25 protein-coding genes and 1 tRNA gene are annotated in these 24,223 nt (G+C 64.7%); 13 read left to right on the top strand and 13 right to left on the bottom strand.

Annotated elements, in window-relative coordinates:
• Positions 1-228 precede the first annotated feature (228 nt).
• From CH292_RS19780 to CH292_RS19770, 3 genes are all read left to right on the top strand, one after another.
• Positions 229-1,386 carry an iron-containing alcohol dehydrogenase gene (locus CH292_RS19780; RefSeq protein ID WP_094626468.1) on the top strand — a complete coding sequence of 386 codons (1,158 nt, stop codon included), beginning with the start codon at positions 229-231 and terminating at the stop codon, positions 1,384-1,386.
• Positions 1,387-1,500: 114 nt separating this feature from the next.
• Entirely contained in the window at positions 1,501-2,103 is a 603-nt protein-coding gene (locus CH292_RS19775; RefSeq protein ID WP_179278016.1) for a superoxide dismutase, read from the top strand.
• 54 nt (positions 2,104-2,157) lie between these two features.
• Entirely contained in the window at positions 2,158-3,093 is a 936-nt protein-coding gene (locus tag CH292_RS19770; RefSeq protein ID WP_094655537.1) for an NAD(P)/FAD-dependent oxidoreductase, read from the top strand.
• Here the strand turns inward: CH292_RS19770 and CH292_RS19765 are convergent.
• The 6 genes from CH292_RS19765 to CH292_RS19740 form a co-directional block, all read right to left on the bottom strand.
• Complete coding sequence (locus CH292_RS19765; protein WP_094626465.1) at positions 3,090-3,881, bottom strand: MHYT domain-containing protein; 792 nt, start codon at positions 3,879-3,881, stop codon at positions 3,090-3,092. The genes CH292_RS19770 and CH292_RS19765 overlap by 4 nt on opposite strands.
• A 10-nt stretch (positions 3,882-3,891) precedes the next feature.
• Positions 3,892-4,476, bottom strand: a complete 585-nt coding sequence (locus CH292_RS19760; RefSeq protein WP_019667411.1) for an ATP/GTP-binding protein — start codon at positions 4,474-4,476, stop codon at positions 3,892-3,894.
• A complete protein-coding gene (locus CH292_RS19755) occupies positions 4,457-4,834 on the bottom strand; it encodes a DUF742 domain-containing protein (RefSeq protein ID WP_051127756.1) in 378 nt (125 codons plus the stop codon). The genes CH292_RS19760 and CH292_RS19755 overlap by 20 nt, the downstream gene beginning before the upstream one ends.
• Positions 4,835-4,954: 120 nt before the next feature.
• Positions 4,955-5,368 carry a roadblock/LC7 domain-containing protein gene (locus tag CH292_RS19750; protein ID WP_019667414.1) on the bottom strand — a complete coding sequence of 138 codons (414 nt, stop codon included), beginning with the start codon at positions 5,366-5,368 and terminating at the stop codon, positions 4,955-4,957.
• Positions 5,365-8,058, bottom strand: coding sequence for an ATP-binding protein (locus tag CH292_RS19745; RefSeq protein ID WP_256978327.1), 2,694 nt, complete (start codon positions 8,056-8,058; stop codon positions 5,365-5,367). Before CH292_RS19745 ends, CH292_RS19750 begins: the two co-directional genes overlap by 4 nt.
• A gap of 267 nt (positions 8,059-8,325) precedes the next feature.
• Positions 8,326-9,189: a LysR family transcriptional regulator ArgP gene (locus CH292_RS19740; RefSeq protein WP_094655535.1), complete on the bottom strand. Its 864-nt coding sequence runs from the start codon at positions 9,187-9,189 to the stop codon at positions 8,326-8,328.
• 69 nt (positions 9,190-9,258) lie between these two features.
• On the opposite strand from CH292_RS19740, the gene CH292_RS19735 reads away from it, so the two are divergent.
• The 3 genes from CH292_RS19735 to CH292_RS19725 are packed head-to-tail and all read left to right on the top strand — an operon-like array spanning position 9,259 to position 10,772.
• Positions 9,259-9,882, top strand: a complete 624-nt coding sequence (locus CH292_RS19735) for a LysE/ArgO family amino acid transporter (RefSeq protein WP_094626463.1) — start codon at positions 9,259-9,261, stop codon at positions 9,880-9,882.
• A gap of 30 nt (positions 9,883-9,912) precedes the next feature.
• Positions 9,913-10,362 carry a MarR family winged helix-turn-helix transcriptional regulator gene (locus CH292_RS19730; RefSeq protein WP_037180829.1) on the top strand — a complete coding sequence of 150 codons (450 nt, stop codon included), beginning with the start codon at positions 9,913-9,915 and terminating at the stop codon, positions 10,360-10,362.
• Positions 10,359-10,772 carry a DUF5313 family protein gene (locus CH292_RS19725; RefSeq protein ID WP_037180833.1) on the top strand — a complete coding sequence of 138 codons (414 nt, stop codon included), beginning with the start codon at positions 10,359-10,361 and terminating at the stop codon, positions 10,770-10,772. Before CH292_RS19730 ends, CH292_RS19725 begins: the two co-directional genes overlap by 4 nt.
• Here the strand turns inward: CH292_RS19725 and CH292_RS19720 are convergent.
• Positions 10,738-11,397 carry a TetR/AcrR family transcriptional regulator gene (locus CH292_RS19720; protein WP_019667420.1) on the bottom strand — a complete coding sequence of 220 codons (660 nt, stop codon included), beginning with the start codon at positions 11,395-11,397 and terminating at the stop codon, positions 10,738-10,740. The two genes, CH292_RS19725 and CH292_RS19720, sit on opposite strands and share 35 nt — an antisense overlap.
• A 66-nt stretch (positions 11,398-11,463) precedes the next feature.
• Here CH292_RS19720 and CH292_RS19715 point away from each other — a divergent pair, with 66 nt between their 5' ends.
• Positions 11,464-12,081: a TetR/AcrR family transcriptional regulator gene (locus tag CH292_RS19715; RefSeq protein ID WP_020111580.1), complete on the top strand. Its 618-nt coding sequence runs from the start codon at positions 11,464-11,466 to the stop codon at positions 12,079-12,081.
• A 114-nt stretch (positions 12,082-12,195) separates the two neighbouring features.
• On the opposite strand, the gene CH292_RS19710 is transcribed toward CH292_RS19715, so the two are convergent.
• The 3 genes from CH292_RS19710 to CH292_RS19700 all read right to left on the bottom strand — a co-directional run bounded on the left by CH292_RS19710 (position 12,196) and on the right by CH292_RS19700 (position 13,306).
• Positions 12,196-12,270, bottom strand: a tRNA-Val gene (locus CH292_RS19710).
• A gap of 120 nt (positions 12,271-12,390) precedes the next feature.
• Positions 12,391-12,855, bottom strand: coding sequence for a peroxiredoxin (locus tag CH292_RS19705; protein WP_019667426.1), 465 nt, complete (start codon positions 12,853-12,855; stop codon positions 12,391-12,393).
• Positions 12,856-12,883: 28 nt separating this feature from the next.
• Positions 12,884-13,306, bottom strand: a complete 423-nt coding sequence (locus CH292_RS19700) for a DUF3052 domain-containing protein (RefSeq protein ID WP_026348189.1) — start codon at positions 13,304-13,306, stop codon at positions 12,884-12,886.
• A 321-nt stretch (positions 13,307-13,627) separates the two neighbouring features.
• Here CH292_RS19700 and aceE point away from each other — a divergent pair, with 321 nt between their 5' ends.
• The 6 genes from aceE to CH292_RS19670 all read left to right on the top strand — a co-directional run bounded on the left by aceE (position 13,628) and on the right by CH292_RS19670 (position 22,129).
• Positions 13,628-16,396, top strand: a complete 2,769-nt coding sequence (gene aceE, locus CH292_RS19695; protein WP_256978340.1) for a pyruvate dehydrogenase (acetyl-transferring), homodimeric type — start codon at positions 13,628-13,630, stop codon at positions 16,394-16,396.
• Positions 16,397-16,563: 167 nt separating this feature from the next.
• The gene (locus CH292_RS19690; RefSeq protein WP_371828068.1) at positions 16,564-17,850 is read left to right on the top strand and encodes a PucR family transcriptional regulator; all 1,287 of its coding nucleotides are present in this window, start codon (positions 16,564-16,566) and stop codon (positions 17,848-17,850) included.
• Between the two features lie 128 nt (positions 17,851-17,978).
• On the top strand, positions 17,979-18,887 hold the full coding sequence (locus CH292_RS19685; protein WP_020111582.1) for an ACP S-malonyltransferase: 909 nt from the start codon (positions 17,979-17,981) through the stop codon (positions 18,885-18,887).
• Between the two features lie 144 nt (positions 18,888-19,031).
• Complete coding sequence (gene acpM, locus CH292_RS19680; RefSeq protein ID WP_019667431.1) at positions 19,032-19,334, top strand: meromycolate extension acyl carrier protein AcpM; 303 nt, start codon at positions 19,032-19,034, stop codon at positions 19,332-19,334.
• Between the two features lie 8 nt (positions 19,335-19,342).
• Positions 19,343-20,593 carry a KasA/KasB family beta-ketoacyl-ACP synthase gene (locus CH292_RS19675; protein WP_094655555.1) on the top strand — a complete coding sequence of 417 codons (1,251 nt, stop codon included), beginning with the start codon at positions 19,343-19,345 and terminating at the stop codon, positions 20,591-20,593.
• Positions 20,594-20,695: 102 nt separating this feature from the next.
• The gene (locus tag CH292_RS19670) at positions 20,696-22,129 is read left to right on the top strand and encodes an acyl-CoA carboxylase subunit beta (protein WP_020111583.1); all 1,434 of its coding nucleotides are present in this window, start codon (positions 20,696-20,698) and stop codon (positions 22,127-22,129) included.
• 71 nt (positions 22,130-22,200) lie between these two features.
• On the opposite strand, the gene CH292_RS19665 is transcribed toward CH292_RS19670, so the two are convergent.
• The 3 genes from CH292_RS19665 to CH292_RS19655 form a co-directional block, all read right to left on the bottom strand.
• Positions 22,201-22,629, bottom strand: a complete 429-nt coding sequence (locus CH292_RS19665; RefSeq protein WP_019667434.1) for a cold-shock protein — start codon at positions 22,627-22,629, stop codon at positions 22,201-22,203.
• Positions 22,630-22,735: 106 nt separating this feature from the next.
• Positions 22,736-23,248 (bottom strand): DUF3145 domain-containing protein, encoded by a 513-nt coding sequence (locus tag CH292_RS19660; RefSeq protein WP_019667435.1) that lies wholly within the window; start codon positions 23,246-23,248, stop codon positions 22,736-22,738.
• A gap of 141 nt (positions 23,249-23,389) precedes the next feature.
• A complete protein-coding gene (locus CH292_RS19655) occupies positions 23,390-24,202 on the bottom strand; it encodes a serine hydrolase (RefSeq protein WP_019667436.1) in 813 nt (270 codons plus the stop codon).
• Between the last annotated feature and the right edge of the window lie 21 nt (positions 24,203-24,223).

The raw sequence follows: 24,223 nt of genomic DNA, 5'->3' as shown, positions 1-24,223 counted from the left end.
GGCATCAACCTCGGATTCCCCGAAAACAGCTAGATCCGCTCCGCGTCTCCGGGATTCCCCGAAAACAACTAGACCCCACGTGAGTGGAAATGTAGGCCCCGAGTCAGGAGCGGAGCCCGCGGAGCGACCAGAGAGCACCTACATTTCCACTCACGACGGGGGTCAGGCCGCGTCGGTGGCCGATAGTGTGCAGGTAAGTGCGCTGACGTATCTACAAAGGAGTAGTACATGGTTGCCAACATCTCGTTCCCGCGTTTTCTCAAGCTCGGGCCAGGAGCAGTGGAGAGCCTCGGTGACGTGCTGACCGACTTGAACGTGCATCGGCCCCTGCTCGTCACCGATGCGTTCATGGTGAGCAACGGCTCCGCGGAACGGCTTCTGAAGATCATTGCCGGAGCAGGCAAAGAGGGTGCACTGTTCTCCGGCACGGTCCCGGACCCCACCACCGAGTCCTTGCATGCGGGCTTGGACGCAGCGGCAGCTCACGACGCAGATGCAGTCATCGGGTTCGGCGGTGGCAGCCCGATGGACACGGCCAAAGCCCTCGCGGTGCTGTCGAAGCAGGGCGGCGAGATGCGCGATTACAAGGCGCCACGCCAGTACACCGGGCCTGCGTTACCCATCATCGCGATCCCGACGACCGCCGGAAGCGGCTCGGAGGCAACGCAGTTCACGATCATCACGGATGTCACGTCGGACGAGAAGATGTTGTGTCCCGGCCTGTCGTTTCTTCCCATAGCGTCGATCGTGGATTCCGAGTTGACTGCATCCATGCCGCCCCGCTTGACGGCGGACACCGGCGTCGACGCGTTGACCCACGCGATCGAGGCCTATGTGAGCAAGAAAGCCAACCCGATCTCCGACGGACTCGCTTTGTCCGCGATGCGGACCATCGGCCGGTTTCTGTTGCGCGCGTATCGGGATGGCTCCGACACCGAAGCGCGCGAGGCAATGATGCATGCGTCGACTCAGGCGGGTATGGCGTTCTCCAACGCCAGTGTCTGTCTGGTTCACGGTATGAGCCGTCCGATCGGAGCGCACTTCCATGTCGCACACGGCCTGTCGAACGCGATGTTGCTCCCCGCCGTCACTGCGTTCTCCATCCCCGGGGCTCGCGACCGGTACGCCGAGTGCGCTCGCCAGCTCGGGGCGGCCGAACGCACGGATTCCGACGACATCGCGTCCGCGCGGCTGATCGAGTTCATCGACACTCTGTGCGCCGACGTGGAGGTTCCACGCCCGAGCACCTACGGTATCGACGAACCCAAGTGGGACAGTCTGATTCCGCTCATGGCGGAGCAGGCATTGGCGTCGGGATCGCCGGGCAACAACCCCGTCGTGCCGACGGCCGACGAGATCGCAGATCTGTATCGCACCGTGTTCTGACCGCTCACGTCCACAGCCCACGCGCACAACCAGTACGGCGCTGGGCTTGACCTCGAGTGCGGTCGAGGTTCGAGGATGGTCATGTACCGATCGAACAGACCCGAAAGCGAGATCATGACCACCGACAAGTACGTACTACCCGACCTGTCGTACGACTACGCTGCACTCGAACCGCACCTCAGCGGCGAGATCATGGAGCTTCATCATTCGAAGCACCATGCGGCCTACGTCGCGGGCGCGAACACCGCACTCGAACAGCTTGCGGCTGCACGTGAATCCGACGATCATTCACGGATCTTCCTGCACGAGAAGAATCTTGCGTTCCATCTGGGCGGGCATCGCAATCACAGTCAGTTCTGGACCAACATCTCCCCGGACGGTGGTGACAAGCCGGTCGGCGAACTCGCAGCCGCCATCGACGATCAGTTCGGGTCGTTCGACAAGTTCCGTGCACAGTTCACCGCTGCGGCGAACGGACTTCAGGGTTCCGGCTGGGCTGTTCTCGGCTGGGACGAACTGGGGCGGAGACTGCTCACGTTCCAACTCTACGACCAGCAGGCAAACGTCCCTCTCGGGATCACTCCCCTACTGCTGTTGGACATGTGGGAGCACGCGTTCTATCTCCAGTACAAGAACGTCAAGGCGGATTACGTCACGGCGTTCTGGAACCTGGTCGACTGGGCGGACGTCGCACGCCGTGGACCGTGGAACGACTAGTGTCTCGCGTATGAGGATTTCGGGACGGCGCTCGGTGTCGACGACGAGCCGATCGTGAGCACCGGACGAACTCCGGTCACCATCGTCGGCGCGGGAATGGCCGGCGCCGCATGCGCGGTCGCGCTCAGGGACGGCGGCGTCGAGTGTCGTCTCGTCGATCGCGGCCGTGCTGTGGGCGGGCGGATGGCGTCTCCGCAACTGCACGGTCGCCGTGTGGACATCGGCGCGGGCTATTTCACCGTCCGCGACGACGGTTTCGCCGAGCTGGTCGAGGCGTGGGAAGCAGCCGGTCTGGCCAGGCCGTGGACCGACACGTTCGGAGTACTGGCTCCCGACGCTGACGCCACCACCACCACAGGTCCGACGAGGTGGGCAACTCCGGGCGGGCTGCGTTCACTGGTCAGGGACGTGTTGGGCGCCGCCGGCCCGGGCGAGATCAAGGCCGAATCCACCGAGCTCACCACACTTCCCGACGGCATCGTCGTGTTGGCGATGCCGGATCCGCAGGCATCGAGACTCGCCGACGTGCCGGACCCGGTGAGCTACGACGCGGCTCTCACCCTGGTCGCCGGGTTCGAGAACATGCCGTTGCCGTTCGAGAACGCAGCGTTCGTCAATGCGCATCCCGTAATCCAGTTCCTCGCCGACGACGGAGCGCGGCGGGGCGACTCGGCGCCGGTACTCGTCGCACACACCACTGCGGAATTTGCCCGTGCGCATCTGAGTGACCCGGACTCGGCGGTGGCGCAGACTGTGGCGGCGGTTCGATCTGTGACCGGGCTGCCGGCACCGTCGTGGACGCACGTTCATCGGTGGACCTTCGCGAAGCCCGCGCAGGCACACGACTCGACTTTCGGTTCGGTCGATCTCGCGAACGGAACCGTGTACTTCGCGGGCGATCAGTGGAGTCCGTCGGGGCCGCCTCGTGTCGAGAGTGCGTGGAGGTCGGGTACGGACGCGGGCCGCGCGATCTGCGCCAGGTTGTCCTAGCTCACGCGAGAGGCTGCATGCGGCTGGTCGAGCTGCATCGATTCGATGTCGTCGTCTTCGTCGTCGGTGAGGGTGAACAGCGCAGCGATCGGTGCCGCGAGCGCCAGAAGTCCGATGACGAAGACCGGGAACAGGAATCCGAACACTTCGAGCCCCGCGGGTACAGGTGCGTCCGGGTCGACGGTGACGCGCATGGCGGCCATTCCGGTGTAGTGCATTCCGACGACGGCGACGCCCATGACGAGACCTGCGGCCAACAACAACATCGGTTTCTGCAGGACCAGGGTGAACCACAGGGACAATGTGCCTGCGACGACGGCGATGGCCACGGAGACAGCAACGAGAGTCGTGTCGTAGGACACCGCGCCCTGGATACGGACCGCGTTCATTCCGGTGTAATGCATGACGTTGACGGCGATTCCCATCACGACGCCACCGAAGAGGAGCGTCCAGATGTTGACCTTGCGGCCGATGATGAGCAGTCCGACGAGGGTCGCTCCGATTGCCAGCAACGCCGAGACGACGGTCCACAGAAGGTCGTATCGTGCGACGCTGCCGGTCACGGTGAATCCGAGCATGGCGATGAAATGCATCAGCCAGATACCGATACCCCCGATCGAGACCGCCGCCATCGCCAGCCATCCGAATCGAGCACGCGGTGACGAGACGACCGCGGATTGCCTGGTGCAGGCGAGGCCGACGACACAGCCCACGACGGACACTCCGTAGGCGAGGAACACGAGCCAGATGCCCATCGAGAAATGCTGCATCTCGTGTGAATGATCCATGGTGCTGCTCCTAGGTTGCCGAGTGCACGCGGTCGAGGGCGTACTCGGTGAGGGTGATGAGGGCGCCGCGTACGGAATCCGCGCGTCGCGCATCGACTTTGACTATCGGCACGAACGGGGCGATCGCGAGCGCTTCGCGGATGTCGTCGATCTCGAAACGCTGCGCACCGTCGAACTCGTTGACGGCGACGACGAAGGGAAGTCCACGAGCTTCGAAGTAGTCGATCGCCGCGAAGCAGTCGTCGAGACGACGCGTGTCGATGAGGACGATCGAACCGATGGCTCCGCGAACCAGGTCGTCCCACATGAACCAGAATCGCCGCTGGCCCGGAGTACCGAACAGGTAGAGCACCAGGTCGTCGGAGAGTGTGATTCTGCCGAAGTCCATGGCAACGGTCGTGGTCGATTTACTGCCCGCGGAGTCCAGTTCGTCGATTCCTTCGGATTCGTCGGTGATCATCGCTTCGGTTCGGAGCGGCACGATTTCCGACACCGCGCCGACGAGTGTCGTCTTGCCGACGCCGAATCCACCTGCGACGACGATCTTCGTCGAAGCCGCTGTCCGACCTCTCGTGTCAGAGTGCGCGTAGTCCACGAAGTGTCCTTCCGATGAGTTCGCGGCGCTCGGCCGCGGTGGCGTCGTCGTCGAGAGTCGCCGACACACGCAATGTTCCAGATTCGACGAGGTCGCCGACGAGTACGCGGGCGACACCGAGGGGCAGGCTCAGGCGCGCGGAGATCTCGGCCACGGACGGGCTCTCCGTGCACAGCGCGACGATTTTCGATCTCATGTCGCTGGGCGGCCACATACTCGTCACGACCGGGGAGACGGTGTGCACGGGAGCTTCGAGAGGAAGGTAGACCTCGGATCGGGTTCGGCCCGCGGTGAGGGTGTACGGCCTCACCAGATTGGGAGTTGGTGCCGCGGCGTCGAACTCGTCCGAATCGTCCACGTTCACAGGAGCTTCGGGTGCAGACTCGTCGGTCGACTCGGATGCGCCCGATCGATCGGGTGAGGCGACCTCGACCAGCGCGTCGTCTACTTCAGGTATTTCCGACGGTGCCACCGTGCATCACCGATCTCGTATCCGCGCGGCCGGCTGCACCATACTGCCCACACGATCGACCAGCACGGCCATCTCGTAACCGACTTGGCCGATGTCGCACGATGCCGCCGTCAGTGCGGCTAGGTGCGATCCATCGCCGACACTCATCAGCAGCAGATACCCGTTCTCCATCTCGACGATGGATTGGAGTACCGGACCACCGTCGAACAGTCGCGCTGCGCCGGAGGACAGGCTCGCCAGCCCGGACGTCACCGCGGCCAGCTGCTCGGCGCGTTCGCGAGGAAGTTGTTCGCTGGTGGCCATCAGCAACCCGTCCGCCGAGACCAGGACGGAGTGCGCGACTCCGACGATGTCGCGTGCGAAGTTCGACACGAGCCAGTCCAGGGACCGATCGGGGGTCGACGCGATGGGGTGGTTCATTCGCCTTCTTCCGTTCTGTGTCGGCCGGTGACGTCTTCGGCGCGCCCGGTGCGGACACCGGTGAAGTGACTGGTGAGTTTCTCGCGTACGGCGTCGGGTGACCGTGTGCGCGACGACGTCGGCGCGTCGTTACGGCTGTGCGTCGGGGTTCGTCCGGTGTCCACGGCGCCCGGGACCAGGCGGGCACCTGGTTTACGCAGCGGCAGCCCGGAGTCCGTTCTGGTGCGTGCGCGTGCGTCGTCGGCGTTCTCGGCGGCGGCCCAGCCTGCGTCCGCCGGTGACGACCAGGTGCGCGAACGGCCTTGTCCGGTAGCAGGGTCGACGAGCCACTCGGAGACCATTCGCTGGTAGATCGGCATCGCCTGGGTCGGCGGTGCCAGCGGATCCGGCGGTGGTGGGGTCGCACCCTCGGTACCCTGTGCGGTGTCGTTCTTCGCCGCGAGTGCCGCCGGGCGGGCGCCGAAGAACGACGAAGTGTCCGAGGTCCGTCTGACGGCTGCCATGTCGCCGGACGGGGCCGATTCTGCTCTGCCGGACGACAGGGCGATGTGTTCGTCGACGCCGCTCGCGCCTGGACGACGCCGGGGCAGCGATGCGGAGGTGACGTCCTTCGTGTCGGACCGACCGTTCCGCGTCTGGGCGACGTATCCGTTCTGCTCGGCAGGCGCCTGTGCGTCGGCGCCTGGGGACGGCACTCCCGCCGTCGCGAGTCCGTCGAGCGCCATGAGCGACACCGGACCCGTGCGTTCCGTGGCGGTTTCGGCGTCCGTTGCGGTGATCGGAGGCGCCCCGTTGCGCGGTGGCAGCGCAGATGCCGATCGACCGGCCGACAGATCCCTGCGGTTGGCGCGGACGTTCTCGGCCGTCGGGAATGCCGTCACGACGAGTGACACGGGGATGTGAACGCTGACAGTCACTCCCGAACCTCCTCCCTGCACCTGTGTCGCGCGTAGTCGTACCGTCACTCCGTGGCGCTGGGCGAGACGTCCGACCACGAACAGGCCCATTCGACGCGCAGTTTCGGGCGTGACTTCACCGCCGGCGGAGAGCCGTTCGTTGGTTTCGTCGATGTCCGCTGCAGGCATTCCCAGCCCGCGGTCGGCGACTTCGAGCAGGATTCCGCCTTCGACGGCGCGCGCGGCGGTGACGGCGACGGCACTGTCGGGCGGTGAGTAGCGCAGCGCGTTGTCGATCAACTCGGCGACAAGGTGCACGATGTCGGCTGCTGCTGCCGCGGCCAGTGCGGCTTCCGGCACATCGAGCATGAGCACGCGGCGGTAGTCCTCGACCTCCGACACGGCCGCGCTCATCACTGCGTCGAGTGCGACGGGGCGGTCACCCTGTGCGCGGCGCGACGGGGTGCCTGCCAGCACCATGAGGTTGGCACCGTTTCGGCGCATCCGGGTGGCCAGGTGGTCGAGGCGGAAGAGACTGTCGAGGCGGCGCGGATCGTCCTCGTCGCGTTCCAGCTCTTCGATCAAGGCCAGTTGCTGATCGACGAGCGATCGGCTTCGGCGAGAGAGCGTTTCGAACATGTTGCCGACCTGCACTCGAAGTCGCGCCTGTTCGCCGGCGAGCTGCAGCGCTTCCTCGTGGATGGCGTCGACTGCGCGGGCAAGCTGGCCGATCTCCTCCTGTGTGTGGACGGGAATCGGCACGATCTCCGGGGTGTGTCCACCGGATCTGATCCTTTCGATCTCAGCCGGGAGCGCGCGTCGAGCGACACCGAGAGCGCCCAACCGGAGCCTGCGGATGGGGCGGACGAGAGAGCGGGCGACGATCAGCGCGAGCACGAGCGCGGTGAGGACCGAGCCGAGTACGAGGGCAGTGTCGCGCAGCGCCACCGATCGACTCTCGGTGGCCTCGGATGTCAGTGTCTCGACGAGGCGGCCTGCGTAGCGGTCCGCGATGGAGGTGTAGATGTCGGTGGACTGTCCGGCCGAGAGGAACGGATTGGTGGGCCCACCGCTTGCCGCCGCGGAGTACATTCCGAGCCTGGTGTCGAATTGTGCCTGCAGCGCTTGCACTTCGGCGGACTCCGGACCGAGCACGGTCGAGAGTGCCGCGATGTCGGCGGCCTCACTGCCCGCGGCCCGGTTGACCTCGTCGAGAATCGTGACGTCGGGGGTGGAGACGAGTAGCTGCTGGGTCTGCGCGGCGCGACGGCCGGACATGGCGTCGACGATCGTGGACGTGAGGGTTCGAGGCTCGGCGCTCTCGACGGACAGGCCGTCGGCGATCAGCTCTGCGATCGATTCGGTGACGGCCGATGCGACACCGACGCGCTCGACGGGGGCTACCGGGCCTTGCCGCAGCCTGTCGCTCAGTTGCTCCGCGCCGGAGACGGCGCTCTCGAAGTCGACGAGGGCGCCTGCCTCGGGGCCTCCGCCATCCTGGTCACCGCTGGTTCCGAGTGCGTCGCGCACGGCGGTGAGACCGGATTGCGCTTCCTCGCCCGAGCCCGGCACACCGCTCAGCGTAAGATCTCCGACGGCCCGGTCGAGGGCGAGGAGTGGCGCCACGATTCGTGAATTGTCTGCAGCGGCAGACAGATCGGCTGCGGCGGACAGTTCGGTCTGGATGCGCAGGGCTCCGAAACCCATTGCGAGGATCAACGGCAGCGCGACGACGGCCGCGACCTTGGCCCGAACGGGCCATGCCGAGAGCGACCACGTGCGCTCGGTGGGCACCGTGTTCGGTGGTTCGGTTCCTATTTCGACCACTAGCCGGACTCGCTTCGACTTGCCCAGGGGCGGGCGGGGACAAGGGCGGGCTGACAGCTCCCGTGAACAACACAGACCCGTCCGTGCAGGCTGTGAAGAACAACAAACCGCACGGACTTATTCTGTCCGGAGAACATATACCAAGATCCTGTTTCAGGAAAGATTTACGACTTGATGACTTTTTGAGCGTTCTCTGCCGATTAACACGCCCCCTCCCGCGTCCAGTCCGGGCGGTCAGTCCAGCGAACTTGCCGCCGCGACGGCGATCACCGACGCCAACTCGGCCAAAGCGGCCGTTTTCAACGTCCACTGCTGCCAGTAGAGCGTGACGTCGACGCCGGTGCCCGGCGCGAGGTCGACGACGTCCACTCCTGTGCGCATTCTGTCGATCTGCTGTCGAGGCAGGACGGCCCAGCCCATTCCGAGCCTCACCGCTTCGGCGAAGTCGGCCGACGACGGCACGAAGTGCGTGGGACCTGCACGCCTCGTCACACTCCACTGTTCGAGATATCGGTGTTGTAGATCATCGGAGCGGTCGAACACGATCATCGGAGCACGGGACAATGCGTCGCCCGACGGTCCGTCGCGAAACCATGTGTCCCGGAACTCCGGCGAGCACATCGGCCGATACTTCATCACCCCGAGTCGGGTCACGGAGCACCCCTGGACGGCATCCGCCGACGTGGTGACCGCCGCCACGACAACTCCCTGACGAAGCAATTCCGCGGAGTGGTCCTGGTCTTCTCTCTTGATGTCGAACTCCATGCGGTGCGACAGCTGTGCCACTGCAGGAAGAACCCAAGTGTTGAGCGAGTCACCGTTCACGGCAATCGGTACCGACGCGGGCGCGCCTGGAGTCAGCTCTGCGACGAGCGTTCCTATTTGCTGCGCCAGCCGCAGGTAAGGCATCCCCGCCTCGGTGATCCGGGCCGGCTTGGAGCGGTGAACCAGCACCGTCCCCACCGATGTCTCCAACGCTTTGATCCGTTGGCTGACCGCCGAAGGAGTGATGTGCAATTGCGTGGCTGCGGAATCGAACGAGCCCTCGGAGACGACGGAGACGAGGGCGTGAAGCTGCGACAGGTCGGGTGCGCGCATAAGTAATACTAATCATGGTGAAGAAATATTCGCTGTACTTCAGATCTGACCGTTCTTAATCTTTGCTTCATGACGTTCGCACTCGGTCCTACCCTCGCGGGCCTGGCTTTCGGCCTGTCGCTCATCGTGGCCATCGGAGCTCAGAACGCGTTCGTTCTGAGGCAAGGGATCGCGCGGACGCACGTGCTTCCCGTCGTCGCGGTCTGCGCGGCGTCGGACATCGTCCTCATCGCGGCCGGCGTGGCCGGGGCAGGTTTCCTCGTCGACAACTCCCCCTCCTTGATGACGATCGCCTATTGGGGCGGCGCTGCGTTCCTTCTCGGATACGGCGCATTGTCGATGCGTCGTGCTCTGCGCCCGTCCGCCATGTCCGCGGATCGTGCGTCGCAACCGGCCAGGATCGGTACCGTCCTCGCTACAGCGGTGGCGCTGACCTGGCTGAATCCGCACGTGTACCTGGATACGGTGGTCCTCCTCGGATCAGTGGCGGCAACGTACGACACCGCGCGAATCTGGTTCGGAATCGGTGCGTGTACCGCCAGCCTCCTGTGGTTCACCGCGCTCGGATACGGTGCCCGCCTTCTGCAACCGGCATTTGCGAAACCGATGGCCTGGCGGGTCCTCGACGGCGCGATCGCAGCGTTCATGGTCGCTCTGGGCTCGACGTTGGCAGTACAAGCAGTGAATAGTTAGTGCACTAACCATTCGTGTACTATCAAAAACGTGTCCGACGACGATCCACTCGCTCTCGACAGGCAGGTCTGTTTCGCACTGGCGGTTGCCAACCGAGCCGTTCTCGCCGTCTACCGGCCCCTCCTGGAGCCGATGGGGCTCACTCATCCTCAGTACTTGGTCATGCTGGCGCTCTGGGAGTCCTCGCCGCGGTCGGTGAAAGAAATCGCAGCGGCATTGCAACTGGACTCCCCCACCCTGTCCCCGTTGCTCAAACGGCTGGAGGCAGCCGGTCTCCTCGTTCGAACCCGCAGCCGTAGCGACGAGCGTCAGCTCGCCGTCGAATTGACCGCAGACGGTGCCGAACTGAGGACGCAGGCGGAGAACATCCCCCCTGCCGTCGTCGAACGACTCGGAGTGGACATCACCGAACTCGAAGAACTTCGCACGGTGCTCGGGCGCATCAACCAAGCCGCTATCGATGCAGGGGCGCTGCAATGAGCAGGACACCACGAACACGACCGAACTTTCTGCAGTGGCTCGGCTACGTGGCCGGGCGCAGGCTTCCGATGTCCATGCAGGATTGGGTCCGCAACGACCTGATCGGGCGAGGGGCCGTTCCGAGACACCTTCTCCGATCCATGATTCCGTTCCTCCCGATCTTCATCGGGTTCTTCGTACTGTTTCCCGGCGCACTGTGGTTGCGCGGAGCGATGGTGTTGCTGAGCGTGCTGCTCGCACTCTTCTACACCGTGGCGTTCATGGAGCTCAACCGCGCCCGCCGGCTCGAATTACACGGTCTCCCATCGAATCTCCAGAGCGATCGCAAGACGGCGGCACTCGAGGACGAGCGCGTTCGATACGAGCGGCTGCACCTCAGGAATCGTCAGCCGCCCCCGCGCCGACGATGATGCGTTGGCCGACCGTCACCACGGCACGGCTCAAACTCTTGGATGCGTGCTTGCTCAACGGACCTTCGTCCATGCGGAGGGCGTGCACGATCATCAGCAGTTCGATGAGCGTACGAGTGGACAGGGTATGCGTGGCATGCTGACTCGCGGCAGCGCGCCGGCTCAGTGGTGTGGGGCTGGGCGGCAGGTACTCGAATGCGCGTTGCACGTGAGCTTCCTCGAACTCACGTCGCAGCACCGACGCCTCAGCCGTGGCACCGGGCAGATGGTAGTGCAGCAGGCGTGACTCGTCGGGATGCGACTCGACCCATTTCCACACGGCGAGGATCACGGCCTCGAGCGACGGATCGTCGTCGCCCTCCTGGGCACGAACCTGGGCTACGACAGCGTCGACCATGTCGAGGACCTGCCGCATGGCCAGCTCGAACAGCTCGTCCTTACCCGCGAAGTGGTAGTAGACGGCCGATGGAACGACGTCTGCTTCGAGCGCGACGTCCTGAATACTCGCGTCCGAGAAGCTCTTTGCTGCGAAGACTTTGATTGCCGCCGACACGATCTCGTGCCGCCTCGATGGCCTGTGCGGTGATTTCTTGCCCATGCCGACGCCCGCCCCCTTCTCGCTCACCTGGAAGTCTCACCTCTCGTTCGCCGAAGCACTAGTGTTGCATGACCCCGTTACAGAGGAGATCGAATGTCGGCAACAGTCAAGCGGCCCGCTCACCGTCCGTCGCGGCGGGGCGTCATAGTCTCCACCGCTTTCGAACTGTTCGCCGCTCGACCCGCTGATTCGATCACTGTCGCCGACATCGCGGCCGCCGCCGACATGACATCTGCGGCCATCTACTACCACTACCCCTCCCGTGAGGAGATTCTTCTCGAGGGTCTGCGGGAGTTCGCCGCCGACTACGTGAACGAAGTGGAACGCATTGCAACGGAGGTCGTTGTTCCCGAGCGGCAAATGGGAGCACTCGTCGCGCCGTTCGTGAAGTGGCTCGGCGACAACCGAACAGCCGCAACGGTGTATTTCGTCGCCTCCCGCGGCGCGAGCCAGCAAGTGGAGGCGATTCGGCGCGAGAACGCGCTCGTTCTGATTCCCGTCCTGGCGGCAGCCGCGAAGAAGGTCAGAGGGAAGGTGCCGGCTGCGGAAGCCGGAGTCATCGCGGTGGCGACGATCTCCGAGATCGAGATTTTCGCGTCGGCGTTCCTGTCCGACGACCGATCCTTCACGACCCTGGGGCGCCGCCGTTTCATCGAAGAGGGTGCGCGTCTGGCGGACCGCATTGCCGGAACAACGAAGCCGACGGACTGAGGTTCTGCACACAGCACTTCTCAGGGCGGTAGGCCTGTAAAGCATTATGCGGCAGATCGATTGACTGCCGACTAGCGCGAGACCGGTCGTCGAACCCAGACGATCGACGAAATGTGGTGGGCGCAGAGGGGTTCGAACCCCCGACCGCTGGTGTGTAAAACCAGAGCTCTACCGCTGAGCTATACGCCCGGATTCCGATGACCGAGGCCACCGGAACACGGAGAAAAACTTATCCTGTCCGCCGGGAATCTACAATTCCGCAGGTCAGCCCACGTGAGTGGAAACGTAGGCTATCGCCTACATTTCCACTCACGTACGGACTGTGCTGAGAGCTGTTTCCCAAGCGGTCTGGTCACGCGCTTCGCCGGGCTCTTTCATCTCGGCGAAACGAATGATGCCGTCGGTGTCGATGACGAAGGTTCCGCGGTTGGCGAAGCCTGCTTTGTCGTTGAACACCCCGTAGGCCTGTGCGACCGAACCGTGTGGCCAGAAGTCGGACAGCAGGGGAAATGTGTACCCCTGTTCTGCTGCCCAGATCTTGTGCGTCGGCGGTGGACCGACCGAGATGGCAAGGATCGCGGTGTCGTCGTTCTCGAACTTGGGCAGTTCGTCGCGAACCTTGCACAGCTCGCCCTGGCACGTGCCGGTGAAGGCGAGTGGATAGAACACGAGCAGTACGTTCTTGTCGCCTCGGTACGAGGACAACGTCACGTCCTGATTGTTCTGATCCTTGAGGGTGAAGTCCGGCGCCTCCGCGCCCACCTCGAGTGGCATGGAATCAAACTTCCTTGTCGACGGATCGTTAGCGCTTGACCGCGCGAGTCTTCGGCTGCACCAACCTGCTGCCGATCCAGTCACCGAGGTTGGCGGCCGACGTCTGAGTCAGTCCCGCCGTGGGGGCGGACTCGGCGATCTCGCTGGGCTCGACGTGGCCGGGAAGGCCGGTCTTGGGGCTGAGGACCCAGACGAATCCGTCGTCCGACAACGGACCGATGGCGTCCATCAGTGCATCGACCAGATCACCGTCGCCGTCGCGCCACCACAGCAGCACCACGTCGATGACTTCGTCGGAGTCCTCGTCGAGGGTTTCACCGCCGATGGTGTCCTCTACGTCGGCCCGCAGATCGTCGTCTGTGTCCTCGTCCCAGCCCAGCTCCTGAACGACCAAGTCGCGGGTGATTCCAAGTTTCTGAGCGTAGTTCTGAGCGTCCGCCGCGGCGACCACGGTGGTGACCTCCTTGCATAGTGGGTGAAGTAGTGCAAGCGAACAGTGTTTCTCCCGTTCGCGCAAGCTGACCGCGCCGAAATTGCGTACATAAATTTCTACTGGTGGGTATTGGGACTCCGTACTACGTCGGTGAAACATATGTAGGAGGATTGAGCGGAGTCACCGAGAAACCGAGAAGTAGCTCGCCGTCACAGAGCGCGAGTTGCATGGACCGGCCGCCGCACCGAGCGACCGCCACATGGAGGAGTACACACGTTGTCCGAGTTGAACCAGGACGATCGGCAGAGCACACAATCTGCAGGCAAGACGAACGGGCCCATCGGCTCGGAGGGTCGGGTACGCGTCATCCGTGAGGGTGTCGCCTCGTATCTGCCCGACATCGACAACGACGAGACCAACGAATGGATCGAATCGTTCGACGGCCTCCTCGAGCGGTCGGGTCCGAACCGCGCGCGCTACCTGATGCTGCGTCTGCTTGAGCGCGCAGGAGAACGACGTGTTGCGCTGCCGTCCCTGACTTCGACCGATTACGTGAACACCATCCCGACCGAGAACGAGCCGTGGTTCCCCGGTGACGAAGAGGTCGAGCGCCGCTATCGCGCGTGGATCCGCTGGAACGCCGCGATCATGGTGCACCGCGCTCAGCGGCCAGGAGTCGGCGTCGGCGGACACATCTCGACCTACGCGTCCTCGGCCGCTCTGTACGAGGTCGGTTTCAACCACTTCTTCCGCGGCAAGGACCACCCGGGCGGCGGCGACCACATCTTCATCCAGGGCCACGCCTCCCCCGGCATCTACGCCCGCGCGTTCCTCGAGGGTCGTATCCCGGCCGAGCGGATGGACGGATTCCGTCAGGAAGCCAGCCACGAGACGCAGGGTGGCGGACTGCCGTCCTACCCGCATCCGCGTTTGATGCAGGATTTCTGGGAGTTCCCGACGGTGTCGATGGGCCTCGGTCCGATGAACGCCATCTACCAGGCGCGTTTCAATCACTACCTGAACGACCGCGGCATCAAGGACACCTCGGACCAGCACGTCTGGGCGTTCCTGGGCGACGGCGAGATGGACGAGCCGGAATCGCGCGGCCTCGCACACGTCGCCGCGACCGAGGGCTTGGACAACCTCACGTTCGTGGTCAACTGCAACCTGCAGCGCCTCGACGGCCCGGTCCGCGGTAACGGCAAGATCATCCAGGAACTGGAGTCGTTCTTCCGCGGCGCAGGCTGGAACGTCATCAAGGTCGTCTGGGGCCGCGAGTGGGATGCGCTGTTGCACGCCGATCGCGACGGCGCACTGGTCAACCTGATGAACACGACGCCGGACGGCGACTTCCAGACGTACAAGGCCAACGACGGCGGCTACGTGCGCGACCACTTCTTCGGCCGCGACCCGCGGACCAAGGAGCTCGTCAAGGATCTCTCCGACGGCGACATCTGGAACCTCAAGCGCGGCGGTCACGACTACCGCAAGGTCCACGCTGCGTACGCCGCTGCGATGGCACACAAGGGCCAGCCGACGGTCATCCTGGCGCACACCATCAAGGGCTACACGCTCGGCAAGCACTTCGAGGGTCGTAACGCCACGCACCAGATGAAGAAGCTGACGCTCGACGACCTCAAGACCTTCCGCGATCTGCAGCACATCCCGATCTCCGACGAGGAGCTCGAGAAGGATCCGTACATGCCGCCGTACTACCACCCCGGTGCGGATGCTCCCGAGATCCAGTACATGCTCGATCGTCGCAACAAGCTCGGCGGGTTCGTCCCGGAGCGTCGGGTCAGCCCCAAGCCGCTTCCGCAGCCGGGCGATGCCACCTACAAGACGCTGCTCAAGGGCTCCGGCAAGCAGGAAGTCGCCACCACGATGGCGCTCGTGCGCGTCATGAAGGAGCTGCTGCGCGACAAGGAGATCGGCCACCGGATCGTGCCGATCATCCCGGACGAGGCGCGCACGTTCGGTATGGACTCCTGGTTCCCGTCGCTGAAGATCTACAACCGCAACGGCCAGCTGTACACGTCGGTCGACTCGGAACTGATGCTCGCCTACAAGGAGAGCTCGGTCGGTCAGATCCTGCACGAGGGCATCAACGAGGCCGGCTCGACGTCGTCGTTCACGGCGGTCGGAACATCCTACGCGACGCACGGCGAGGTCATGATCCCGCTGTACATCTTCTACTCGATGTTCGGCTTCCAGCGGACCGGTGACGGCCTGTGGGCAGCGGCGGACCAGATGGCCCGCGGCTTCGTCCTCGGCGCCACTGCGGGACGTACGACGCTCACCGGTGAGGGTCTGCAGCACGCGGACGGTCACTCGCTGCTGTTGGCGTCGACCAACCCGGCGGCGGTCGCCTACGATCCGGCGTTCTCCTTCGAGATCGCGCACATCGTCAAGGACGGTCTGCGACGGATGTACGGCGGCACCGAAGGTGTGGACGGCTTCGGCGGCGAGAACATCTTCTACTACATCACCCTGTACAACGAGCCGTACGTGCAGCCGGCCGAGCCGGAGAACCTCGACGTCGAGGGCCTCCTCAAGGGCATCTACCGGTTCGAGGCTCCGCAGGACGGCGACGGACCCGAGGCACAGCTCCTCGCGTCGGGCGTCGGTCTCGTGTCGGCCCGCAAGGCTCGTGAGCTTCTGCTCGACGAGTGGGGCGTCCGGTCGGCGGTCTGGTCGGTGACGTCGTGGGGCGAGCTCCGCCGCGACGGTGTCGAAGCCGAGCAGGAAGCACTTCGCAATCCCGGTGCGGACAAGCGCGTCCCGTTCGTGACGACGGCTCTGCAGAACGCTGCCGGACCGGTCGTCGCGGCGTCGGATTGGATGCGGGCCGTTCCGGATCAGATCCGCCAGTGGGTTCCGGGCGACTACGTCACCCTCGGTACCGACGGATTCGGATTCTCGGACACGCGTCCCGCGGCTCGACGGGTGTTCAACGTCGACGCCGAGTCGATCGTCGTCGCGACGTTGTCCGCTCTCGCGGCCTCGGATGAGATCGACAAGTCCAAGGCTGTCGAGGCCGCGGAGAAGTACAAGATCGACGACGTGACGGCGGCTCCCACGTCGTTCGCGGACACCGGCTCGGCGTAACGACCGACCGGAGACCACCAGTGCGCCCGTCCATTCGTACCGCTTCCCCGCGGACGAGTGGACGGGCGTAGGTTTTTCCTGTGGTCGCAGACAGAACGCCGACCGGCGCCGGTGACACACCGCCCGGAGTCGGCGACAGAACGGCATCCGCCGCCGGGGAGGAATACATCACCGACAACGAGGTGCATCTGCCGGTGACGGCGTTGACGTCGGCCCGCCAGAAGCGCGACCCCCTTCCCGACGCATTGCTGCGGCGCGTCAAGCAGTTCTCGGGGCGGCTCTCCACCGAGGCCGTGACCGCGATGCAGGATCAGCTGCCGTTCTTCGGTGGTCTCGATGCCGCGCAGCGTGCGAGTGTGCAGTTGCTGATCCAGACGGCGGTGGACAACTTCCTGGAGTGGTTGAAGAACCCGCAGAGTGATATCCGCTTCAGCCTGGACGCGTTTCAGGTGATCCCGCAGGATCTGGCCCGACGGTTGACGCTTCGCCAGACGGTGGACATGGTGCGGGTCGCGATGGAGTTCTTCGAGCAGTGGCTTCCTGCGTTGGCTCGAAACGATCAGCAGCTCGTTGCACTGACCGAGGCTGTCCTGCGGTACGGACGCGAGCTCGGTTTCGCTGCGGCGTCGGTGTATGCGAGTGCCGCCGAGTCCCGAGGCGCATGGGACACCCGCCTGGAAGCTCTCGTCGTCGACGCTGTGGTGCGAGGTGACACGGGTTCGGACATGCTCTCGCGTGCCGCAACGCTCAACTGGGACGCGACAGCGCCGGCGACGGTTCTCGTCGGTACACCGCCGGACGATCAGGGGGTGTCGGTCGTCGGCACCGTTCACGCCGTCGCACAGAAGCACGGTCGAGCGGCGCTCGCGGTGGTTCAGGGCACTCGGTTGGTGATGGTGGTCAGTGGGCAGCTCGTGGACGATTCTGCGAGCGCGGCGTTTCTGGCGGACATGTTGGAGAATTTCTCCGACGGCCCGGTCGTCATCGGGCCCACGACGAGGACTCTGGGCGCCGCGCATTCCAGCGCGGTGGAGGCGTTCGCGGGTATGCAGGCCGTTGCGGGGTGGCGCGGTGCGCCCCGTCCGGTGCACGCGGGCGAGCTTCTGCCGGAGCGCGCACTGTTGGGTGACTCGGCTGCGATCAGCGCTCTGAACGACCTGATCGTGCACCCGCTGTCGAGCGCGGGCCCCGGCCTTGCCGACACGTTGGACGCTTACCTCGACAGCGGGGGCGCTGTCGAGACTTGTGCACGTTTGCTGTTTGTTCATCCAAATACGGTGCGGTATCGCTTGAAGAAAATCACAGAGGTCACGGGCCGCGATCCCACGACTCCGAGGGATGCGTACGTGCTTCGAGTTGCGGCGACGGTGGGCAGACTGACTCAAACGCATCACGAACCGCACTATCCAGCCCCACAAATCCCACACGTCACATTCGGGGAAATCGTCACGTAACGCGAATGCGGACCGTGGCGATGTCGCGACTCCGGCCGAGCATTTGTTGGGACCCTACAAATTGGGCGGTAAGAGTTCATCGAGAGCGACATCTCCCAAACGGGTAGTCACGGTGTTCTCTTAACGATGTGATTGCGTTGCTTGCGCCCGGCCAGGGCTCCCAGACACCCGGCATGCTTCTGCCATGGCTCGAACTACCCGGAGCCGCCGACCGCGTGGCCCTGTGGTCCAAGGCGTCCGGACTCGACCTGGCACGGCTCGGTACCACCGCGACGGCCGAGGAAATCACCGACACGTCGGTGACCCAGCCCCTCGTCGTCGCGGCGGCTCTCCTCGCGTTCGAGGAGATCGCCGGCCAGGACCTGCTGCCGCAGGACGCGCTCATCGCCGGACACTCCGTGGGTGAGCTTGCCGCTGCCGCCGTCGCCGGCGTCATCTCCGCCGACGAAGCCGTCACCCTCGCTGCCGTGCGCGGGTCCGAGATGGCCAAGGCGTGCGCTCTGGAGCCGACGGGCATGTCCGCTGTGCTCGGCGGAGACGAGGCCGCTGTGCTCGCTCGGCTGGAGGAGCTGGGACTCGAACCCGCCAACATCAATGCTGCCGGGCAGATCGTTGCAGCCGGGTTGCACAGCGCGCTCGAGGAACTGGCCGCCAACCCGCCGGAGAAGGCACGGGTCCGCTCGCTCCCCGTGGCCGGTGCTTTCCACACTCGCTTCATGGCGCCCGCGCAGGAAGCAGTCGCCGCTGCTGCCGCCGCGATCACCCCGTCCGACCCTGTCCGCACCCTGCTGTCGAATTCCGACGGCAAGGCGGTCACCAACGGTGCGGACGCACTCACCAAACTCGCAGCACAGGTCACCAAGCCTGTGCGGTGGGACCTCTGCACCGCGACGATGCGTGACGCCGCCGTCACGGCTGTGGCAGAGTTGCCGCCGGCCGGAACGCTCGTCGGTATCGCCAAGCGCGAACTGAAGGGCACACCGAACCTGGGCCTCAAGACACCCGAGGACATCGCCAAGCTGGCGGACCTGATCTGACCGCACCCGCGGCCGCCGATGACAGGCAGCCTCGCCGCGCACTCGCTCGATGAACGTACGAGTGCGCACCCATGACTTCGGTATGCCGATTCACGGCGTGCCGACCCGAAAAAGATAGACACCAACAAGAAGGGAGCCACTCAAGTGGCCAGCCAGGAAGACCTCATCGCCGGACTTGCAGAGATCATCGAGGAGGTCACGGGTATCGAGCCCTCCGAGGTGACCATCGACAAGTCCTTCGTGGACGACCTCGACATCGACTCCCTGTCCATGGTCGAGATCGCAGTGCAGACCGAGGACAAGTACGGCGTGAAGATCCCCGACGAGGACCTCGCCGGTCTTCGCACCGTCGGTGACGCAGTGTCGTACATCCAGAAGCTCGAAGCGGAGAACCCGGAAGCCGCAGAGGCAATCAAGGCCAAGCTCGACGACTCCGCGAGCGAGTGAGTCGGACCGTGACCAACCCATCCACCCACAACGGACGCTTCCCGAGTGTCGTCGTCACCAGCCTCGCTGCGACCACGTCCATCGCCGGTGATGTGGACGCAACGTGGAAGGGTCTACTGAACGGCGAGAGCGGAATCGGAGTGCTCGAAGACGATTTCGTCGCCGAGTACGACCTTCCCGTTCGAATCGGCGGACACCTCGCGGTGAACCCGGCGACGCTTCTGAGCCGAGTCGAGTGCCGCAGGCTGAGCTACGTGGAGCAGTTGTCCACGGTTCTCGGTCGCGAGGTGTGGAAGAACGCCGGCAGCCCCGAGGTCGATCCGCTCCGTCTCGGAGTGTCGATCGGCACCGGTCTGGGCGGCGGTGACTCCCTCATCGACGCGAACGACAAGATGAAGTCGGGCGGCTACCGCAAGGTGTCTCCTCTCGCGGTTCAGATGGTCATGCCGAACGGACCCGCAGCGGTCGTCGGCCTGGAGCTGAAGGCACAGGCAGGCGTCATCACGCCTGTGTCGGCATGCTCCTCCGGATCGGAAGCCATCGCGCATGCGTGGCGGATGATCGTCATGGGTGACGCCGACATGGTGGTCACCGGTGGCGTCGAGGGATACATCGACGCGGTGCCGATCGCGAGTTTCTCCATGATGCGAGCGATGAGCACCAACAACGACAACCCCAAGGGCGCGTCGCGACCGTTCGACAAGGATCGCGACGGATTCGTCTTCGGCGAGGCAGGCGCACTCATGGTCATCGAGACCGAGGAGCACGCCAAGGCTCGTGGGGCGACGATTCACGCCCGGCTGCTCGGCGCAGGCATCACTTCGGACGGTTTCCACCTCGTGGCACCCGACCCGGAGGGCAAGGGTGCTGCTCGTGCCATGCAGCGGGCAATCGAGAACGCTGGTCTGCAGAAGTCCGACATCAAGCATGTGAACGCGCATGCAACGGCAACACCTATCGGTGACACCGCCGAAGCGCTCGCGATCAACAAGGCAGTCGGTACCCATGCAGCGGTGTACGCGCCGAAGTCCGCTCTCGGACACTCGATCGGCGCTGTCGGCGCCCTCGAATCGGTGCTGACCGTTCTCTCGGTCCGCGAGGGAATCATTCCTCCCACGCTGAACCTGGATAACCAGGATCCGGAAATCGATCTCGACGTGGTCAAGGGCGAAGCCCGCAGCCTCGAAATCGATTACGCGATCAACAACTCGTTCGGATTCGGTGGGCACAACGTCGCGCTCGCCTTCGGTCGGGCCTGAACCGGCTCGACACCGTCGTAGCACCCGGGCGGGAGCGCACTCTCGCTTCCGTCCGGGGATCGCCCCTTCGATCGTGCGAGGGGCATGTAGAAGGAGAACGCGATGACCATCCTGTCCCCCGCCACTCGCTCAGGTCAGTCCACCGACCCCCGCGATCCCGTTACCCGCCTCGAGAAGCTGTTCGACGCCGGGACGATGACTCCTCTGCACGATCGTGACAAGTCCGGCCTTCTCGCCGCTGCAGGCGACATCGACGGCGTCCACACGATCGCCTATTGCTCCGACGCCACGGTCATGGGTGGCGCCATGGGTGTCGACGGTTGCGCACACATCGTCGACGCCATCGACGTCGCCATCGAACGCCGCGCACCGATCGTCGGAATCTGGCATTCCGGCGGTGCCCGCCTTGCCGAGGGCGTCGAAGCGCTGCACGCCGTCGGCCTCGTATTCGAGGCCATGGTCCGCGCTTCCGGCCTCGTCCCACAGATTTCCGTCGTTCTCGGTTTCGCAGCCGGTGGCGCCGCGTACGGTCCAGCGTTGACCGACGTCGTCATCATGGCTCCCGAGGGACGCGTGTTCGTCACCGGTCCCGACGTGGTTCGCAGCGTCACCGGCGAGCAGGTCGACATGGCGTCGCTCGGCGGCCCGGACACCCACTTCAAGAAGTCGGGCGTGTGCCATATCGTCGCCGACGACGAACTGGATGCGCTGACCCGCGCACGCCGGCTGGTATCGATGTTCAGCGAACAGGGCACCTTCGACATCGCGGCAGCCGAGCACGGTGACACCGATCTTCGCGCACTGCTGCCCGAGTCGAATCGTCGTGCCTACGACGTGCATCCGATCATCGACGAACTTCTGGACAACGTCGAGGGTGAGTCGACCTTCGAAGAATTTCAGGGCGGTTGGGCTCGCAGTATCGTCGTCGGTCTCGGTCGTCTCAGTGGACGTACCGTCGGCGTCATCGCCAACAACCCGATCCGGCTGGGTGGGTGCCTCAACTCCGAGAGCGCCGAGAAGGCAGCGCGTTTCGTTCGCCTGTGCGACGCCTTCGGCATCCCGCTCGTCGTCATCGTCGACGTTCCCGGCTATCTGCCGGGTGTGAGCATGGAATGGGAAGGCGTCGTACGCCGGGGAGCGAAGCTTCTCCACGCCTTCGCCGAAGCGAAGGTCGCTCGGGTGACGCTGGTGACCCGCAAGATCTACGGCGGGGCCTACATCGCCATGAACGCCCGAGCATTGGGTGCGACGGCGGTCTACGCGTGGCCCGGATCTGAGGTCGCGGTCATGGGCGCCAAGGCGGCCGTGGGCATTCTGCACAAGAAGGCGCTGGCCGCTGCACCCGACACCGAGCGTGATGCGCTCCACGACCGTTTGACGGTAGAACACGAGGCGATTGCCGGCGGTGTCGATCGAGCGGTGGCCATCGGTGTCGTGGACGAGGTCATCGATCCGGCGAAGACGCGCTCCATCGTCGCGAAGGCGTTGTCCTCGGCACCGGCACTTCGCGGAAATCACAAGAATATTCCGCTCTGATCAGGGGCGAACAGCACTGTGCCCCGGCGACTTCGGTCGCCGGGGCACAGACGTTCGTTCCACCGACTCGTTCAGCCCTCGAGCCACTTGTGCGACTGCGCGATTCGCATGACGACCTGCCGGACGTCGAGGATCTGTTCGGCAGTCAGTCCGCGGTTCGCACGCAACAGACCTTCGGTCAGTTCGGCCGAGAACTCCTGCAGCGACAGAACGTCGCACACGACGTCGTCGTACTCCGTCGTTTCCGCATTGGGGACGACCGCAGGAACCGCTGCACGAGTTACCGGCTTCGGCGAATCGATGATCTGAACCTGGGCGGCCTTGAGACCGCGGTCGCCTTCCTCGACGACGTACTCGACGCGCACGCCGGGCGCCAGCAGCCGCTTGTCGAAATCCAGATCGTTGACGTGGATGAACACATCCTCGCCGCCCTCGTCCGGAGCAACGAATCCGTAACCCTTGAATTCGTCGAATCGGATGACCTTACCGGTCGACAACATCCCAACCACCCTGTCTCACTACTCAGCCACACATACCAACCCACATGCCCACCTCGGACACGGTCGTCACGTTACCGGACGTGCGACGGCCGGTGCGGTGAGTCGGTCAGCCGGCGTTACGGCTCAGCCAGGTCACTTCGGCGCCTGCGCCGCCCGTTCGATAGGGCTCGAGGGCCTCGTCCCAGCTGCTGCCGAGGGCGTGTTCGATTTCGGCAGCGAGGTTGCCGGAATTGCCGTCGATCATCGACTTGAGCCTCATCTCGCCGAGGATGACGTCGCCGTTGGCGCTCGTCGTCCCACGCCACAGACCCAGGCCGGGAACGTGGGCGAATCGCTCACCGTCGACGCCGTCGCTCGGGTCCTCGGTCACCTCGAAGCGCAGCATCTGCCACGCACGGAGAATCCCTGCGAGTGAGGCGGCGGTACCGACCGGGCCGACCCAGTTGCTCGTCGCGCGCAGTTGTCCGTCCGAGGACGGCTGCGCGGACCACTTCAGGTTGGCCCTGCAGTTCAGGGCGTCGGACAGTGCCCATTCCACGTGCGGGCACAACGCGGCAGGCGACGAGTGGATGTACACAACACCCGACGTCGCATCCGCGAATTGGTTGGACTCGCGCATTAGAAACACCTCCAGCTTCGACGAGGGACGTCTTCCCCAACGACCTCGATCTGCTGCGATGTGTCTCGTACACGCGTGTGCATGTACCAGTGTGCCCCGAGTTACCCCTGTTGCGCCAGTGCACCGGCGTGTCGCGATGGACTAGCGGGGGTTGTTGTGCAGAATCTCGTCGGACAACTCCGGCCAGAGCGGCTTGGCCCACTCCCCGAACGCAAGGTCGGTGAGTACCACCGTTGCCAGACCTGCATCCGGGTCCACCCACAGGAACGTTCCGGACTGACCGAAGTGTCCGAACGTTCGCGGCGAGTTCGCAGCCCCGGTCCAGTGTGGAGTTTTGCCGTCCCGAAGCTCGAATCCGAGCCCCCAGTCGTTGGGCTTCTGGTTGCCGTATCCGGGCAGGATTCCCGGCAGCCCGTCGAACTGGATGGACGTTGCAGCCTGGAGAGTCTCCGCGGACACCAGCGTCGGCGTGAGGAGTTCGGAGGCGAAGACCTCCAGGTCCTGCACCGTTGACCGTGCGCCGTGTCCGGCCGATCCCGGGAGCGTCGAGTCGGTCATCCCGAGCGGTTGAAAGACGGCCTCGTCGAGGTAGTCCGTGAACGCGATCGACGTTTCAGCAGCAATGGTGTCCGCGAGGACCTCGAATCCCGCGCTGGAGTAGATCCGCTTCGTTCCCGGATCTGCCTGCACCTTCTGCTCGGCGAACGCCAGACCCGAGGTGTGCGCGAGCAGATGGCGAACCGTCGAGCCAGTGGGTCCGGCGGGCAGGTCGAGCGAAATGGCTTCTTCTTCGAGGGCGACCAACGCCGCGTACGCCACCAGGAGTTTCGTCACCGACGCCAACTCGTATATCCGGTTCTGGTCGCCGTAGTGTTCTCGCGTCCCGGCCGTCGACACCACCGTCGCCGACGCATTGTCCACGGGCCATCCTGCGATCAAATCCAGACTGTGCACGTGGGCAACTCTAGTGTGCCC

Origin of the sequence: Rhodococcus sp. 14-2470-1a, from assembly GCF_002259425.1 — a bacterium.
Taxonomy (GTDB): domain Bacteria; phylum Actinomycetota; class Actinomycetes; order Mycobacteriales; family Mycobacteriaceae; genus Rhodococcoides; species Rhodococcoides fascians_E.
This window is presented reverse-complemented; position numbering and strand designations above follow the sequence as displayed.

What these genes read in the sequence shown, in the direction of transcription:
- CH292_RS19735 (WP_094626463.1), top strand. Translation starts at nt 9,259, where the DNA reads ATGACGTTCGCACTCGGTCCTACCCTCGCGGGCCTGGCTTTCGGCCTG.
- CH292_RS19660 (WP_019667435.1), bottom strand. Translation starts at nt 23,248, where the DNA reads ATGCGCGAGTCCAACCAATTCGCGGATGCGACGTCGGGTGTTGTGTAC.
- CH292_RS19665 (WP_019667434.1), bottom strand. Translation starts at nt 22,629, where the DNA reads ATGTTGTCGACCGGTAAGGTCATCCGATTCGACGAATTCAAGGGTTAC.
- CH292_RS19775 (WP_179278016.1), top strand. Translation starts at nt 1,501, where the DNA reads ATGACCACCGACAAGTACGTACTACCCGACCTGTCGTACGACTACGCT.
- CH292_RS19725 (WP_037180833.1), top strand. Translation starts at nt 10,359, where the DNA reads ATGAGCAGGACACCACGAACACGACCGAACTTTCTGCAGTGGCTCGGC.
- CH292_RS19765 (WP_094626465.1), bottom strand. Translation starts at nt 3,881, where the DNA reads ATGGATCATTCACACGAGATGCAGCATTTCTCGATGGGCATCTGGCTC.
- CH292_RS19670 (WP_020111583.1), top strand. Translation starts at nt 20,696, where the DNA reads ATGACCATCCTGTCCCCCGCCACTCGCTCAGGTCAGTCCACCGACCCC.
- CH292_RS19750 (WP_019667414.1), bottom strand. Translation starts at nt 5,368, where the DNA reads ATGAACCACCCCATCGCGTCGACCCCCGATCGGTCCCTGGACTGGCTC.
- CH292_RS19705 (WP_019667426.1), bottom strand. Translation starts at nt 12,855, where the DNA reads ATGCCACTCGAGGTGGGCGCGGAGGCGCCGGACTTCACCCTCAAGGAT.
- CH292_RS19740 (WP_094655535.1), bottom strand. Translation starts at nt 9,189, where the DNA reads ATGCGCGCACCCGACCTGTCGCAGCTTCACGCCCTCGTCTCCGTCGTC.
- CH292_RS19780 (WP_094626468.1), top strand. Translation starts at nt 229, where the DNA reads ATGGTTGCCAACATCTCGTTCCCGCGTTTTCTCAAGCTCGGGCCAGGA.
- CH292_RS19715 (WP_020111580.1), top strand. Translation starts at nt 11,464, where the DNA reads ATGTCGGCAACAGTCAAGCGGCCCGCTCACCGTCCGTCGCGGCGGGGC.